This window comes from Paenibacillus amylolyticus (genome assembly GCF_003719335.1).
GTDB lineage: Bacteria > Bacillota > Bacilli > Paenibacillales > Paenibacillaceae > Paenibacillus > Paenibacillus amylolyticus_D.
Map to the genome: position 1 here is coordinate 696,571 of NZ_RIAS01000001.1, position 17,001 is coordinate 713,571.

Below are 17,001 nucleotides of genomic sequence, written 5' to 3' on the forward strand. Positions count from 1 at the left end.
GAAAAAAGTCTTATTTTCTAAAGATCTTTAACTGTTTTTTCGTGTTCCACTACCCGGTGTGCATCCACCAATTGACCTGACGCATCTTTGCCCCACACTGAAATTCCGACTTCTCCCACACGTTCATTACTTACTCCAAACTCAAATTCAAAGGCGTCTACATCTGCAAAATAATTTCGGGTCACTGCTTCATTAGGTGCAATACTGATCAATTCACTTACATACAGCGTTCTTGTTGTACTCAGCACATACCCCTGAACAGATACACTTACCGCATCTGCAACAGCCCGACTCACCAATCTGATCGTTACCTGTTTCGTCGGCCTACCCCCGGAAACAGCATTATTTTCGATCGGTCCAGTTGATAATATAGCCATTTTCCCATCCCACCTTTTGTGAACCTCTTACTCTAGCATTACTTGGCATCATGGATCACATATTAGTCATATTCATTCACTAGATCAGCGGTGTGGACTATAGACAGAGGACAGTTCACCATTATCTAACGATAAGTACCATTAACATCTAAAATTTCATCCATACAAAGCTTGTAAATATGTATAATCTGAATGTATTTCAACCCAAAAATGACCGTTCCTCACGAAATGAAGGAGCTACGGCCAGCATTGGATAGATCGTATTGATGTCACTCTTAACATTAAATAAACCTACTGCTTCAACTTGGCCAAATGAATGATAAAAACATGTGAATTGTGAAAACTACCCACTTGATATGTTGCACGATAGGTTGCGATTGAAGCAATCAAACTCCTATCTCACTTTTTCTTACAAATTGTGATAGAAAATGATTGTATTGTGGCAGAAATGTGATATGATATCGTCAATCACAAAAAAACATTTTAAAACAAAAATGAAAAATAATTACATAAAATCAAGTCGCAACTCTTCTTTCTCCCTTTTAAAACCATTTTATTGAAAGCGATTACAATAAACAACAGGACAAATTATACACTTTTTTTCACACTCACAAGTTCCTCCCCCTATTCCCGGGTGACAGCTATCAACTTGCTACAGTAAATCAATCTCTTCTGTACATGTTGATTAGCTTAAGCCATAGATCACCATCATGAACGATACCATCCATCTCATCTTTGAAAGGAGGTGTAATAAAGAACATTAACTCATCATTCTTCTTTTTCTTCTCACTGTAACTCTCTCATCCAACAACTCTGTTCAACCATTTAGCGTAACACCCAATCACACTATTCCACACTAATTCAATGGAGGCGAACGCATGATCATCCGTAAACCATTAGCTTTGCTGATGTCACTAATTCTGGTGTTTTCCATTCTACCCGCCGAGTCCAGCCATGCAGCTAATAATGCCGTTGCCAAAACGCCTGTGAATGCCAATCCGCTCGTCGATCACAAATTGGGAGCTGACCCTTACGTGCTCGTACACAACAACCGGGTCTACGTGTATATGACAGGGGATACCTTCCTCTACAACAACGACGGCTCTGTCCGCGAAAATAACTACGGCAGCATCGGCAGAATCAGCGTAATCTCCTCAGCTGACATGGTGAACTGGACCGACCACGGCTACATTCCGGTAGCCGGTGCAAACAATGCCAACAATGGACAAGGCATTGCCAGATGGGCAAGCCAATCCTGGGCGCCAGCGATGGCCAAGAAAACGATCGCAGGCAAAGATAAATTTTTCCTGTATTTCGCCAATTCAGGGGCAGGTATCGGTGTTCTGACTGCTGATTCTCCAATCGGTCCTTGGTCTGATCCTATCGGACGTGCACTTGTCACACATGGGACGCCTGGCATGTCGGGCGTAACTTGGCTCTTTGACCCAGCTGTACTTGTTGATGACGATGGCTCCGCTTATCTTTATGCAGGCGGCGGTATTCCGAACGAAAATAATGCAGCTTCCATTGCAAATCCAAAAACAGCGCGTGTTATTCGTCTTGGCGCCGACATGACCAGTGTAGTTGGCAGTGCCACGACCATTGATGCACCTTATATGTTCGAAGATTCAGGTATTCATAAGTACAACGGCAAATATTACTATTCGTACTGCATTAACTTTGCTGGAAACCATCCGGCAGCCTACCCAAAAGGTGAAATCGGATATATGGTAAGTGACAGCCCCATGGGGCCTTTCACATACAAAGGACACTTCCTCAAAAATCCGGGTACGTTCTTCGGTGTAGGTGGCAACAACCACCATGCCGTGTTCCAGTTCAATAACCAGTGGTATGTTGCGTATCATGCACAAACAGTGAGCAAAGCCTTCCTCGGTGATGGCAAAGGATACCGTTCTACTCACATCAACAGGCTGACGCATAACGCGGACGGATCAATTCAGGAAGTACAGGGTAACATGACCGGTGTTCCTCAAACAGCTAACCTTAATCCGTATAACAGAGTAGAAGCCGAGACGATTGCTTGGCAAGCTGGCATCAATACGCAGCCGACTCAAGCAAGCGGTGGACCAACAGCCAACCAAAATGTGACGAATATCAATAACGGGGACTGGGTCGCTGTAAGCAATGTGGATTTTGGTTCAACAGGTGCATCGAAATTCAAGGCAAATGTCGCTTCTACCGGAAATGGTAACATTGAACTCCGGCTTGGCAGCCCGACAGGCACACTGATCGGCACGCTTAACGTCACTTCAACGGGTGGCGTACAGAACTGGCGTGAACTCGAAACCAATATTACCAATACGACAGGACGACATCATCTGTATTTGGTGTTTACAGGCTCAGGTAACGGAAACCTGTTCAATCTGGATTATTGGCAGTTCACCTCCGGTTCTGGAGGTAACCCTAATCCAAATCCGAACCCCAATCCCGATGTTACTCGGGTTGAAGCAGAGAGCATGACCCTTGCCGGTCAATATACCGGGCTGATTAGTTCTCCTTTTAACGGCGTGGCGCTCTATGCGAACAATGATTCTGCGTCTTACAATCAATACTTTGCTTTCCCAACCCATCAGTTCTCTCTAAGAGGCGCTTCCAACAATAACAGTACAGCCCGTGTCGATCTGGTGATCGGCGGTGTAACGGCAGGTTCATTTTATTTTACCGGAACACAACCAACGGTGCAGACGCTTTCAAACATCACACATGCTACGGGGAATCAGGAAGTAAAGCTCGTTGTAACAACAGATAATGGAACCTGGGATGCTTACATTGATTATCTGGAATACTCTCTATAATTTGTGATCATGACATTCAGGGAGGCATCGTTATGTGGAAAAAAATCGGAGCGCTTCTGCTCACCATTCCCTTGCTGTTGACAGCATTGCCTCTAACTCATCAGCCCGCCTCTGCGGCGACCTTTAACAATCCGGTGCTTTATGCAGACGTACCCGACAGTGACGTCATTCGTGTAGGCAATACCTTTTATATGACCAGTACCACCATGCATATGAACCCGGGCGGTCCTGTCATGAAGTCAACCGATCTGGTCAACTGGAGCATTGTGAACTATGTATATGACACACTCGGCAACAGTGATGTACAGAACCTGAATAACGGTCAGAACGAATACGGGCGCGGTTCTTGGGCCAGCAGCCTTCGCTACAACAATGGCACCTATTACGTCGCCTTCGGTTCGCTTTCCACAGGAAGGACTTACATCTATCAGACCAGCAACATCGAAACCGGACCTTGGACGCCTTACACTTTGAACAGTTATTACCACGATCCATCCCTGCTCTTCGACGGGAACCGTACGTTTCTTGTCCATGGCAGTGATAACATCAGCATTGTCGAGTTGACGCCTGATGCCAAAGCTGTGAAATCCGGCGGTCTGAACCAGGTGCTGATCCCGAATGCCAGTCATATCGCTGGCTCTAATATGATTGTAAAAGCAGAAGGCGCGCACATCCAGAAGATTAATGGCATGTATTACGTCTTCCTGATTGCTTGGCCTTCCGGTGATGGACGTATCCAGCTCGCCTATCGCGCAAATACGTTAACAGGGCCGTATACTGGTAAAGTGGTGCTCAGAGATTCGGGCATCGCGCAAGGTGGTATCGTGGATACCGCATCTGGTGCATGGTACGGTTTCCTGTTTCGCGACCGAGGAGCCGTTGGGCGTATTCCATATCTTGTACCGGTAACCTGGTCGGATAACTGGCCTGTGTTCGGGGTGAATGGCAAAGTTCCATTGACAATGAACATGCCTGTGGAAGGACAGCCAGCCGCTAAAATCTTCGGTTCAGATGAGTTTAATGCACCTTCGGGCACATCTACTCTCTCGAAGTTCTGGCAGTGGAATCATAATCCTGACCCGTCGAAATGGTCCTTGAGCCAGCGTCCCGGCTTCATGCGGCTGACCACAGGCAAGCTCGGCAAAAATATATTGGAAGCTCGCAATACGCTGACACAACGCACGTTTGGGCCAAAAAGTACAGGCATTACCGCCTTGGAAACGGCAGGTATGAAGGATGGCGATTATGCCGGCCTAGCCGCTTTTCAGGCCAGATATGGTTTTGTGGGCGTCAAGATGACAGGCAATACCAAATCGATCGTCATGACAAACGCCAGTTCCGGCACGATGACTGAAGTGGCAAGTGTGCCCCTGAACCAGAACAAAATTTATTTGCGGGTCATTTGTGACTTCACCAATCAGGCAGATAAAGCCTATTTCGCCTATAGTCTGAATGGAACGAACTGGACAACCATTGGCAATACGCTACAGATGTCGTATACGTTGCCACACTTTATGGGTTATCGCTTTGCATTGTTTAACTACGCTACCAAATCTACCGGAGGCTATGCTGATTTTGACTTCTTCCGTGTGGAGTAAGCGTGATGAAAGTACTGCTGATCTTTAGGATCAGTACTGCGAATTGAAGTACACTTGAAGTACAACTGTGGCCTGGAACTCCGCTATGTGCGGAACCAGGCCATTTTCACTATTTTATAAAAATATCTCACTTGAACGCTTTAATATATTGAATATACGCTACAGCACTTTGGTCAATCTCTTCATCACTTGCCTGAAATGAGGCACCAAAGACAGCATAGTGCGGCAGTGCCGTAACGCCCACATGATTCATACTTGCCTTGAATGGTGCAGTCAGTTCTTCGACACTACAACCTACCGGTTGTCCTTTTCCGTAATTCTCCCGCTGATCCCCGATTGTTATTGCCAGTCCCATCCGCTTTCCATGCAATCGGTTGCCCTCTGATCCATAAGCCCATCCATGCGTGAACACATCATCCAGCCATTTTTTGAGCAGCGGCGGGTAACTGTACCAATAGAACGGAAACTGCAAAATAATATGATCATGTGCCTCCAGCAACTCCTGCTCACGAGCAGTATTGATGTTCCAGTCAGGATAAGTTTCGTACAATTCATGAATACGTATCTGCTCTGCGTGCTGCTCCAGCTCCTTTTTCCAGCGGCGATTCACTCTTGAAGTGGTCATATTCGGATGTGCCAAAATAACCAGTGTTTCCATTTAATCCCTTCCTCTCTCCAAAACAGATTGATTTCTTTTCTTGATTACGGATCATTATCCACCCCGTCACCCCAAAAGAAAATACACACAATGAAGTAAGATACTTACCTCAAGGTGTGTATGGACTTCTGCTTTGTAACTGTGAGAAAATAAATAGTTATCCCTGTAAACACGTATAAATACAGCGAGGTGATATGAATGAAGGAATATCGTTTGGGCATTGAAGCCACACTCGAAATTATTGGCGGCAAGTGGAAAGCTATCATCATCTGTTTATTAATGTCCGGTGTCAAAAGAACAGGAGAACTAGAGCGCAGCATGCCCGGCATTTCCCAAAAAGTACTGATTCAACAATTACGTGAATTAGAACGTGATGGTCTTGTCACAAGACATGTCTATCAGCAAATGCCTCCCAAGGTCGAGTATAGTCTTACGGAATATGGTGTCACAGCAAATACGATTGTGGATGTCATGTGTACCTGGGGAAGAGAAAATATTGCGCTCAGGCAGCAACGCGGGGAAGACATTGTTTTGTTATCCGATGATAATAACGATGAAGTTATTTTATAGCCCCGTAGTCCTGCCCTTCTATATATGAACAAACGGAGTTCTAAGAATGAAGCATCTCTCATGTAACCTTCACCTTCCATATCCCACCTATGTAGTAAACTATCATTATGATTATTAATTTTGATGTAGGTTGGATTCCTCTTATACCACACTCATTGAGTAACTCCTTTGCCTTAGCAAACAGGACGCTTGAGTAATGGGTCCAAACTGTGTCATCAGGAGGTTTTAACGTATGAAAAAATATATTGTATTTGGTGCCAGTAAAGGATTGGGGGACGCATTTGTCCGCGGAGTGCCGCAGGCAGGAGATAAAGTGTGGGTTGTATCCCGCAGCAAACCCGAGAGTCTGCAACTGGAGGACGGTATACAGCGCGTATGGATTCAGGCCGATCTCTCGGAGCTTCAGGCTGCCAAACAGATTGCAGAGCAGCTACGCAACGAAACGTTGGATGTGCTTATATATAACGTAGGTATTTGGGAAAAGGAAGGATTTGAAGAACATTACACCTTTGATCAGGATGAGCCTTCCGATATTCAAGAGCTGATCCATGTGAACATAACGTCCACCATTGTATGCATTCAAGCTCTACTGCCTCAGCTTCGCAAGTCTGCCGCTCCACAGCAGGTTTAAGCAATGCGGGCAACACTCAGGTTTCTTTTGTTGCCTCCAAATTTGCCATCCGTGGAATTACAGAAGCGCTCAGAGAACATACCCGGCGGGATCACATCGCCGTAACGTGCATTAATCCGGGAGAACTGGCAGCAGGGATTCCCTATGAAGAAGGAATGGAACGCGCACTATCCGAGTATGGCGGGACACGCATTCCGCTTCAAGACATGGTTTCAATTGTCCGGTGTATCGTCAGCCTGTCCAATGCAGCCTGTGTGAAAGAGATTAACGTCCCTGCCCTTACGGATATGAATACGTAGTAAGAAGGATAGATTGGATTTGATTGGATTTGATTGAATTCACGTTTCTTCACATTAAATATTGGGATAAATGTTCGATCGCCATCGATTGTACTCGTTGTTGTTCAGGAATATGTTCATAGATGATATGTGACTTCCCCTGTTGGATCAGCTGTTCCCGTATGGCTGCAATGCGCCCTTTATTAAAGTCAATAAAACGGAAATCCACCTGCCGAAGCTGCTCAAGCTCTGCCATTCTAGCAAAAGATACTGCTTTGAGGGCTGTATTAATCTCTTTCAACTCCAAGACCTCCAGTGCACGGGCTGTCCATAAGCACTCGATATCTTGAAGCGACTTCATGTAAACCAGTTCAATCTGTCTGAGCCGGGGCATCTGCGAGAAATCACAGCATTGCTCCAGCTTCGGCAAGGATACATGCAAATACTCAAGTCCGTGCATCTGCTCTAGTCCCTGGATACTCATCAGTTTCCGCACCGAGCTAAGCTTAAGCATAGAAATGGTGGACTGTGCCAGTACCTCCAGCTCGCTCTTTAACTCACAATGATCAAGGGACAAAAACTGTAGCTTCGGCAATTCTGTTAATATCTCAAGGCAGTCCACCGGACAATTCAGAATGACGGTCTCTAGACTTTGACATTTTCTTATCGCGGTCATGCCTTTACATTTACCGTGTAGTTCAAGATACCTTAATTGTTTGTAGTGCTCAATAAAACTCAGATCGATCGCTTTGGCGGGTGAATTCACTCTTAGGAAAACCAGTTGTTCCAACGCTCCCAGAATCGTCAGATCCTGCACCTGTGGACAGTCAAGCTGTAAAGCGGATACATGTTTCAACTGCGCTAATCGCCCAAGAAAGCTCGGTGGATACTCCGCTTTAGGATCCGCATTCGAAATATGGAGAATCAGATCAGACCTGGCTGCGAAAACGTTCATGTCCAATTCGGCCAAATTCTCATACGTATCCACCCCAACACGAAAATGAACCGTCGCCCTGCGGCGCAAATGCTGCACGGCCTGGTTCATTTTCTCTTCATTCCATGGCATTCCCTGTATCGAAGCATGCCAAATCGAGGTCATTTTCCATCCTCCCATTCTGTTTGGTTTACATCCTATCCTAACTCCATTCCATTATAAACAACCTTCCCTAAACGAACCACCCAACGATGTTCTGGCTCTTCATTAAATTTTTTTTCATTCGACAAAAATATACATAAATCTATATTATATGCCGACATATAACTCAGGAGTTGGGAACTTCTTATTAAGAATCTGGGGAGATGGAACCATGTTAAACATTCTAAAAAAACGGGGGAAAACAGGCGCGCGGACTTCCAGTATGGCCAATACTCTCGCTGCTGTACTGCTCGTCATCATTGTTGTCGTATTCGCTGTACTCGGAACATTCATGTTTACAAGCACAAGAAACATACTGGTGCAACAGCAAGAAGCCATGCTCAAGACTAAAACACAAGCCATTGTCAGTGAGTTCGACGCACTATTTAAAGAAAAAGGCTCACTGGTTAAACAAATGTCCACTAACCAATTATTCAGGCAATACATAGAAACAACGAAATCAGCGGCAGAAGCAGCCACTTCTACTTATGCTGCAGAAACAAGGGATACACTGGCTAAGATTGTAGAGGCAGAGCCTTCCTTCAACGATGCTTGGATTGCTGGCATGGATGGTAAAGGCTTCTGGCTGCAAAATGACGGTGTCGTTTCCGCACCGGATTTCGATATCCAGGCACGTCCTTACTACCAACCGGTCAAAGACGCCGATGGACTCTACTTTTCCGATCCGTACATTGACATTTCGGCAGGCAAAGTGCTCATGGGTATTTTCTATCCAATCAAGGATGATAACAACAACATGATCGGTTTCGCCGCAGCAGATATTCTGTTTAGTAATATCCCGAGTATTATGGAGAGTTACTCTCTGGGCAGCACAGGTTATTCCATATTGTTATCCAAGAATGGGGATATTCTGTATCATCCGGACGAGAGTAAAGTACTGAAGGAAAATATCAAGAACATTACAGGTGATATGGGAGAAGTCGGTAAAAAAATGATTGCTGGTGAATCCGGCATACAGCTGATAAACGACAATGGGGAACGTCGTTACATCGGGTATGCAACCAGTAAAGACACCGGATGGTCTGTAGGTCTGACGATTACGGAGAAGGAAGTCTTAGCAGAGCTCAGAACATTCACCTGGATTACCCTTGGCGGGTTCACGGCAGCTGCAATTCTTCTGGTCATTATCAGTTATATTACGCTTCGTCGTCTATTGCGCACCATCCCGCAGCTACTGAGTAAGATCAAACAGATTGAGCAAGGTGATTTAACCGTTGAACTGGATATCAAATCCAATAACGAGATTGGACAAATTGCGACTGGCCTGAATTCCATGGTGCAGAAGATTCAAGGCATGTTGAAGATTGTTGGCAATTCAGCTCAAGTGCTGAATCATTCATCCAATGACTTGCAGTCAATATCCTCCAGAACCGCTGTAACCATGAACGATACATCTACGGCGATCAATGAGATTGCGAATGCAACCAATTATCAGTCGATTGAGACGGAGAACATTTTACGTAAAACAGGCTCATTATCAAGCCAAATTGATGAAATTGCTGCTGATGCACAAGCGATGGGGTCCATGGTGCAAACCTCTGTTGATCAAAGCGGTCAAGGACTCGCGGTAGTGGAGCAACTGTCCAAATGGTCAGCGGAGAACCACAGTTCTACTCAATCCATCTCCTCCATTATTCAAGAGATTGATCAGAGCCGGAATGAGATTTCCAGTTTTGTAGATACGGTAAAACAAATTGCTTCTCAGACCAATCTGCTTGCCCTTAATGCTTCTATTGAAGCTGCACGCGCCGGGGAACATGGCCGAGGATTCGCTGTCGTTGCAGAAGAAGTTCGTAAACTCGCAGAACAAACAGCTCTGGCTACAGAGGAGATTAACAAAAAAGTAAGTGTCATCGAAGAAAAAACATCCTTGTCTGTAGAACACACGATGCGAGGAATGAAAATTGCCGAAGAGAACACCAAGTCTGTAGAAGATACCAAGCAGGTATTCTACAACATCAATAAAGATTTGGAAGAACTGAAGCTTCGTATGGCACAGATCACGAACAGCACCTCTAGTGTGCATCAGCACAAAGATGAGATTTTCCAGGCCCTGGAGATTATCTCCTCCACTACGGAAGAGAACTCTGCCTCAACGGAAGAAGTCAGCGCAAGCACACAGGAACAACTGGAAAGTATTCAACAAGTGGCCGATCTGTCCAATGAGTTGAATCAACTGTCTGCTAGACTGCAGGAAGAACTGAGTCATTTTAAAGTGGAATAAGCTGTGCTGCCCTCCTGCTCTTCTCTTTTGTACGCGATCCATTTATTATTAAAATAGTTGTGTACGAAGAGCACTGGAGGCTGATGGACTTATCATGAGATTTGCAAAACGAATGGATCACTTTAGTGAAGGCATCTTCACCAAGTTGCTGGACATTAAGCGCCGCCGGTTGGAGAACGGGCAACCCGTCATCGATCTTAGCGTCGGAACACCAAATATCCCGCCAGCTCCGCACATTATGAAAGCACTCGGTGAAGCCGCCGCTGATCCGGCTAATTACATCTATGCTGTGAACGATCAGAAGGAACTGCTTCAGGCGGCAAGTGACTGGTACAGGCAGCGATATCAAGTCGAGTTGAACCCGGCGACAGAAATCTGCTCGTTGCTCGGCTCGCAGGAAGGACTTGCGCACATCTCTCTCTCGATTGTCGATGAAGGTGATCTTGTTCTGGTACCTGATCCCTGTTATCCGGTGTTTGCAGATGGCCCCCTTCTGGCTGGGGCTGAACTATATTATATGCCGCAAAAAGAGGAACATCATTATGTTATCCAATTGCAAGACATCCCTGAGGCAATAGCCGAACGGGCTAAGTTCATGCTTGTATCGTATCCGAACAATCCAACAACAGCGATGGCTCCGGACTCCTTTTACGAGGATTTAATCGCTTTTGCCAAAAAATACGATATTATCGTATTGCATGATAACGCGTATAGCGAGCTTGTGTTTGACCAACAAACATGCGGTAGTTTTCTGGCCTTTCCCGGTGCCATGGATGTAGGGATTGAATTCAACTCCTTGTCCAAAACGTACGGACTAGCTGGGGCAAGAATCGGTTTTTGTATGGGAAATTCGGCTGTTGTTTCCATGCTGAAAAAGCTGAAATCCAATATGGATTACGGCATGTTTATCCCGATTCAGAAGGCAGCAATAGCAGCCATCTCGGGTGATCAAAGCGATGTGGAGCGGGTAAGATCCGTCTATGAAGAACGACGGGATATGCTGTGTGAAGGTTTCGCCAAGCTGGGATGGCCGATTAGCAAACCCGAAGCTACGATGTTCATCTGGACACGCATTCCCGCACATTACGACACTTCCGAGCAATTTACTACTGATCTCGTCACACGGGCAGGTGTCATTGTTACCCCAGGCAGTGCCTTTGGGCCTTCAGGTGAAGGTTACATCAGACTTGCACTCGTTCAGGATATGGAACAACTGCAACAAGCCCTTCACTACGTAGAAGCGAGCTGTATGCTAATTCCTGAAAAGTAGGATTGATGAGCTATGATGAGCTGTTATGTCACATGTGATACAGATTGGTTTTGAAACAAAAATAAAAGCACCAAACCCTTCTGAAACCGGGTTTGGTGCTTTTTCACATCCACTTTCACTTCACTGCTTTGCGCCAGTTCGATCGGTACATCAGATACAAGAAGTATGGTGTTCCGATGATCGCAATGAGAATGCCTGACGGTATTTCCGTTGGCGCCATCACCGTTCTGCCAATCGTATCTGCGAGCACCAGCATCACGGCTCCAGCGAGCGCGGACAGAAACATCGACTGTCTCAGTTTGTGTCCTGTCAGCAGCCGAACCATATGTGGTGCAATCAGACCAATAAATCCAACCGTTCCAACACAAGCGACCGCGCCAGCCGCGAGCAGTACTCCTACAGTCATGGCCAGCAAGCGAGTGCGACGTACATTCACCCCAAGCCCGGAAGCGCTGTTGTCGTCAAAGACAAGCAGTTCAAATTTGCGAGCAAGCCACCAAGCCACTGGCACCAAAATGAGCAGGAATACACCGATTACTTTGACTTGGTCCCATGTACGGGCATACGTGCTGCCTGTCAGCCAGATATAACCGCTGCTGCCATACACGGCACCTCGTACGATCAGAATCTGAATACCTGCGCCAGCAATGGCCGACATGGCAATCCCCAGCAATACAACAGCGGAAGGATTCAAGCCTTTTTTCCAAGAAAGCGAGAATACGACCGCAGCCGCAATGGCGGCACCTGCAATAGCGGCAACAGGCAACACATACATAGGCAGCCCAGGCCATAGAATGAATACCATCATGGCACCAAGTCCTGCGCCGGAAGATACACCTACAATCGATGCATCCGCCAGTGGATTACGAACGGCCATCTGGATCAGCACCCCGCTGATTGCGAGAGCCGCCCCTGCCCCTGCAGCCACCAAAGTACGCGGGATACGAAGCTGCACAATTCCGGAGAATAACCCATCCGACTGAAACAAACTCGGCAGCAGGTCGGCTAGTGGAATACGCATTCCACCGAACATCGTACTGAGCAACAGCAATAGGATCGTAATGGCAGAAAACAGAGTAGCGATAGGCGTGAAGGCAAAACGGCGTACAAGCCCCCCCGTACTCATCGATGTCGTCATGCCAGCACCATTTCCTGCTTTCATTCGAGTCAGCACGAGCCAGATAAGCCATGGTGCACCAATAATCGCCATCACAGCACCAGTTGGCAATTCCATACTGGAGTTGTGTATCATCTTAGCAAGGACATCCGCACCTACGAGCAACGCTGCCCCCCAGATGAATACACCTGGAATCAAAAGCCGATTGGAGCGAACACCACTCAGACGAACCAGATGTGGAGCAACCAGACCTACAAAGCCGATCGGCCCAATTACGCTGACGATCACTGCAGCCAGAATAACGGCAATGATCAGCCCACCTGTTCGAGCAAGTCCAACTCTCTGGCCCAAAGAAGATGCGGTTGATTCATCCAGCTCCAGCATATCCCACTGTTTGGACAGAATCAGAGCCAGCAGCGTTACACCTGTGACCCAAGGCCAGACGTAGTTCACACCTGTCCAGTCATTCTGGACAAGGGTTCCCGACCCCCACAGGAATAAACCCTGAGTTTCCATCGAGAAAAAAATATGCAAGGCACTTGTAAATGAACCTAGCACCATGGACACGATCATACCCGATAATGCTAGTCGTACCGGCGTTGACGTACGCCCACCGCCCATAAAATAAGCTGCGAACGCCGCAACCAATCCGCCCATAGCGGCAAAAAGAAACGGTGACTGGCTGAGTAAAGATGGAAAAAGAATGGCACCGAGCACCACAACAAAATACGCGCCCGCATTAATTCCAAGCGTGTCTGAGGCTGCAAGCGGGTTGCGAGTAATGGTCTGCAACAACGCCCCCGCAACAGCCAGCGCACCCCCTGCCAGAATACCGATCACCGTACGCGGCATACGCAAATCCCATACCATATTATGTTCGAGCGTACCTTGTCTATTTGTAAGCGCGCCCCAAACATCATGCAACGAAATGGCCGCTTCCCCATAACACAGACTTACAAAAAAAAGCACGATAAGGGCGGTAAGACCGCCCCCATAGATGCTTATCATACGCCAGTTCGTGGCTGGCTTCGTTCCTTGTTGAGTCAGACTCATTTGGTAATCGCCTCAACTACACCGTCAACCAACACTTTGGAAGAAATCGGGCCGCCAAATGTCCATGTCGTACTTCCCAGTTGATACGTACGCTTATCCTTCACAAAGTTCAGACCGTTCCAAACGGAATTGTCTTTTATCGCTGTGCCAAATACATCATCGTCTGGCTGTGTAATATAGATAAAGTTGCTATCTTGCACTGTGGATAAAGATTCAATCCCAACTGTAGAGAAACCGTAGTTTTCAAGTTTATCCGGCTGCCAGTCATTGACCATGCCAATTTTGTTCAACGTACCCACTACAACCGAGTTGTCGCTGAACATGCGCAGGGAAGCTGCATTTTGATACGTGAATGCCTGTGTTAGTGCAAAGTGGAAGTTTTCTTTCCCTGCAGCTGCCAGTTTTTCTTTGGCTTCTGCATAATGCTGATCCAGATTGCTGAGCACTTCTTTTGCTTTATCTTCTTTGCCCAGAGCTGTTGCAATCGTATTAAAAATGGTCGTCATTTTGTCATAGTTATATCCATCACCGTCATATGGATCGAACTCCAGCGTTGGAGCAATGGCTTTCAACTGATCATATACGTTTGAATTGTTGTCTGCATTAGCGATGATCAGATCCGGCTTCAGAGCTGCTATAGCCTCCATATTCGGCTCACTGCGTGTTCCGATATCTGTAACACTATCATCCAGAGCAGCTTGATCCGTTACATAAACTTTATAGTTGGCATTATCTGCGTTACCGACAGGCTGAACCCCTAGAGCAACAACATCCTCTGTATATGTCCATTCCAGAGTCACGACACGTTTAGCTGGCTTGTCCAGTGTGAGTTCCCCACGTTTATGCTGTACAGTAACCGGCCCAGCTGACTCTTCAGCAGGAGCGCTGCCCAAATTAGTATTTTTACTTGGTTCTGTTGTTGTAGCATTTTTACCACATCCTGCCAGCACTAAAACAAATGCCATCATGATGAATAGTGCATGTAACCCTTTTTTCATATCTCTAATCTCCTCTATGTTTGTATGTATTTATATGATAACAATTATCATTATCACCTATGAACTTCTTTTTTGTCAACGTTGCCTCATAATTTTCACATTCTTGATTTACCAATAGAAAAAGGAAAGACATGACCCTTGGGGCTGCCTTTCCTCGTCTTTATTGTATCTTTACAGCATCAGTTTGTACGTTGTTCTGCCTATTCTTTGCTTGATGCTTGCCCGATTTGGACCTCAGCTTAGATTAACTGCATTGTCGTGATGCAGGTCTGATCCGTTTTGTATGTAGATAATTGTGTTTCAGCCACCTTTCCGCCGTGAACAATACGGATTAAATACGTTCTGTCACGTGGCACCCAAAAATCCATAAATCCGTTGGCACCGGACTTCAACACTTCATCTTTCATCAAGGTGTTGCCTTCGGAATCATGAATCGTCACACTGAATTGTTCATTCGCCATCTCTCCTTGGCAACCCGTTAAACTATGAATCTCACAGGGATGTGTCTGTTCTACATAAGGAGCGATCGACAGGAAAAATTTATCTTCTGGCAGGTCATAAGTTACTTTTTGACCGTCCGCCTCTTTTACTGTTAACGTTGCTGCATTGATTGAAGCAGACTGCGGTTTCGCACGGCCTGTACTGATATCCTCAACCAGCTTTGGAATATCAGATTCCTCGGCCTGTGCAGCCTGCTCTCTCCCTAATGTATTAGCGATGAGATATGTTCCAAGCAGGATTACAGCAGCAGCACTGGCAATGATCCATAGTGTCTTTTTCATCGGACAGCTCCCTTCTTCTTTCCTCTGATTATATATAAAAAAAAGCCAAAACGGGACCTGTCCCAGTACCGTTCACCAGATTTTCACAATTCTGGTTCATGGTGATACGTAAAAAGAAGCATGCCCATCACATTTGTGATCAGCTTGCTTCTTCTTTCGTGTTCCTCAGCAGGAATATGAAGGATTGCTTGGCGAAGATTACTTCGTAGGGGCTGTGCTCACGCGAAGTTGTTCATTCAGCTTCAACACATTTTCAAACTTAAAAATACGTCCACCTTTTTCAGGCTTGTTGTACGAACTCGGCATTGGAACCATTTGCTCTTCACCTCCTTTCAGTTTGAATTGTGTATGGATCAGGTTAACCCTTCGTTTGAATCTTCAGATAGATCAGCAAAGGATCTAAATCAGCCGTATACACATGCTCCGTTCTACCGTTCCGCACTTGAATATCAGTCCATACAGCGAATTTACTATATAATCGATTCGTATAGCGGTTATTTGCAACTGCGTAAAACTGTATGCTTTGCACCTCAGGGTTTTCCTGACATATCCATAACACGACATCTCTGAGGCCTGCAAAAAACGCTCGGCTGCTTCGATACTTTTTAGCCAATACAGCTGATTCAATAAATGCTGTACGCTGATCTTCGGTATAATGATACTGGATAAACGCGCTAACATGCCCCTGCTCATCGTCAAATAAGAGCAAATGCGTCTGCTGAATCGTATGAATCAAATGAAGTAAGGCATCATGAAGCATGTACTGCTCATCAAACTCATCACAGTTCGCCAGATAAAAACGGGCAAAACGAGCATAATCTTCGTCTTGTAATGAATCCTGGCCCTTAAGCTGCAAAATCAAGATGACTTCATCCTTTCCTTACCTTGTTCACACAATCTTCTCGTTCAAAAGATGCAAGATACGCACGAAGCTCAACAAGTTCCACAGCATACGCATTCAGCATACCCGCTTCAACCGTCGTACTGGACACTCTCGCTGCGAATTTGGAAAAAAGTCGGTGCATACTCACTTCATGAAGAGCCCAAAATCGGATTTCCTCTACAGGTACAACCTCATCGGCGTATTCATCCAGATGCTGTACCAGAAACCGTAGTCCCTCTATAAAAATTCGGCTTCCGCGATGTTGACTTACAACAAAAGCGACCTGCAACTGTATCACATGCTGATCCTCATAATTATGCTCTCCTGTACCATGAATAAATCCAAACGCCCCCGCCGTCTCATCTTCATCATCAAAGCACAAAATAGTGCTCCCGGTCATAAATAGCGGACTAGAGATATAACCTAGCGTTGTGGAAAAAGAATACGGCATATTCAACTCACTATAATGAGCCAGTAAAAAGTCCATATATCGATGCTGGTACATCAAAGTTTTACAGTCAGAGAAGTAATACTTCATCAACAGATTCCTTCCTATTACCGGGTCTTAATTCCTATGTATCATGTGGACT

Annotated in this window: 13 protein-coding genes and 1 pseudogene; 6 read left to right on the plus strand and 8 right to left on the minus strand. The window is 45.9% G+C overall.

All coding sequences use genetic code 11. The features are described 5' to 3' along the window. Nucleotides 1-17: 17 nt before the first annotated feature. Nucleotides 18-377: a hypothetical protein gene (locus tag EC604_RS03075; protein ID WP_123062679.1), complete on the minus strand. Its 360-nt coding sequence runs from the start codon at nt 375-377 to the stop codon at nt 18-20. Nucleotides 378-1,255: 878 nt separating this feature from the next. Between EC604_RS03075 and EC604_RS03080 the strand changes: the two genes are divergently transcribed. Then, a complete protein-coding gene (locus EC604_RS03080; protein WP_275670017.1) occupies nt 1,256-3,193 on the plus strand; it encodes a carbohydrate-binding protein in 1,938 nt (645 codons plus the stop codon). Nucleotides 3,194-3,225: 32 nt separating this feature from the next. Further along, entirely contained in the window at nt 3,226-4,791 is a 1,566-nt protein-coding gene (locus EC604_RS03085) for a glycoside hydrolase family 43 protein (RefSeq protein WP_123062680.1), read from the plus strand. A gap of 127 nt (nt 4,792-4,918) precedes the next feature. On the opposite strand, the gene EC604_RS03090 is transcribed toward EC604_RS03085, so the two are convergent. Next, nucleotides 4,919-5,449 carry an NAD(P)H-dependent oxidoreductase gene (locus EC604_RS03090; RefSeq protein WP_123062681.1) on the minus strand — a complete coding sequence of 177 codons (531 nt, stop codon included), beginning with the start codon at nt 5,447-5,449 and terminating at the stop codon, nt 4,919-4,921. Between the two features lie 198 nt (nt 5,450-5,647). Here EC604_RS03090 and EC604_RS03095 point away from each other — a divergent pair, with 198 nt between their 5' ends. Further along, complete coding sequence (locus EC604_RS03095) at nt 5,648-6,019, plus strand: winged helix-turn-helix transcriptional regulator (RefSeq protein ID WP_123062682.1); 372 nt, start codon at nt 5,648-5,650, stop codon at nt 6,017-6,019. Between the two features lie 232 nt (nt 6,020-6,251). Continuing rightward, nucleotides 6,252-6,949 (plus strand): annotated as a pseudogene (locus tag EC604_RS03100) (SDR family NAD(P)-dependent oxidoreductase). Nucleotides 6,950-6,998: 49 nt separating this feature from the next. Here EC604_RS03100 and EC604_RS03105 read toward each other — a convergent pair. Beyond that, nucleotides 6,999-8,027: a hypothetical protein gene (locus tag EC604_RS03105; protein WP_123062683.1), complete on the minus strand. Its 1,029-nt coding sequence runs from the start codon at nt 8,025-8,027 to the stop codon at nt 6,999-7,001. 208 nt (nt 8,028-8,235) lie between these two features. On the opposite strand from EC604_RS03105, the gene EC604_RS03110 reads away from it, so the two are divergent. Further along, entirely contained in the window at nt 8,236-10,308 is a 2,073-nt protein-coding gene (locus EC604_RS03110; RefSeq protein ID WP_123062684.1) for a methyl-accepting chemotaxis protein, read from the plus strand. A 94-nt stretch (nt 10,309-10,402) separates the two neighbouring features. Then, on the plus strand, nt 10,403-11,578 hold the full coding sequence (locus EC604_RS03115) for an aminotransferase class I/II-fold pyridoxal phosphate-dependent enzyme (RefSeq protein WP_123062685.1): 1,176 nt from the start codon (nt 10,403-10,405) through the stop codon (nt 11,576-11,578). Nucleotides 11,579-11,693: 115 nt separating this feature from the next. Here EC604_RS03115 and EC604_RS03120 read toward each other — a convergent pair whose 3' ends face one another. The 5 genes from EC604_RS03120 to EC604_RS03140 form a co-directional block, all read right to left on the minus strand. Then, nucleotides 11,694-13,742, minus strand: a complete 2,049-nt coding sequence (locus EC604_RS03120; RefSeq protein WP_429349978.1) for an iron ABC transporter permease — start codon at nt 13,740-13,742, stop codon at nt 11,694-11,696. Nucleotides 13,743-13,744: 2 nt separating this feature from the next. Further along, entirely contained in the window at nt 13,745-14,746 is a 1,002-nt protein-coding gene (locus EC604_RS03125) for an ABC transporter substrate-binding protein (protein ID WP_123062687.1), read from the minus strand. 239 nt (nt 14,747-14,985) lie between these two features. Next, nucleotides 14,986-15,528 (minus strand): CueP family metal-binding protein, encoded by a 543-nt coding sequence (locus tag EC604_RS03130; RefSeq protein ID WP_123062688.1) that lies wholly within the window; start codon nt 15,526-15,528, stop codon nt 14,986-14,988. 358 nt (nt 15,529-15,886) lie between these two features. Further along, complete coding sequence (locus EC604_RS03135) at nt 15,887-16,390, minus strand: hypothetical protein (RefSeq protein WP_123062689.1); 504 nt, start codon at nt 16,388-16,390, stop codon at nt 15,887-15,889. Nucleotides 16,391-16,397: 7 nt separating this feature from the next. Beyond that, complete coding sequence (locus EC604_RS03140; RefSeq protein ID WP_123062690.1) at nt 16,398-16,949, minus strand: hypothetical protein; 552 nt, start codon at nt 16,947-16,949, stop codon at nt 16,398-16,400. Nucleotides 16,950-17,001: the final 52 nt, after the last annotated feature.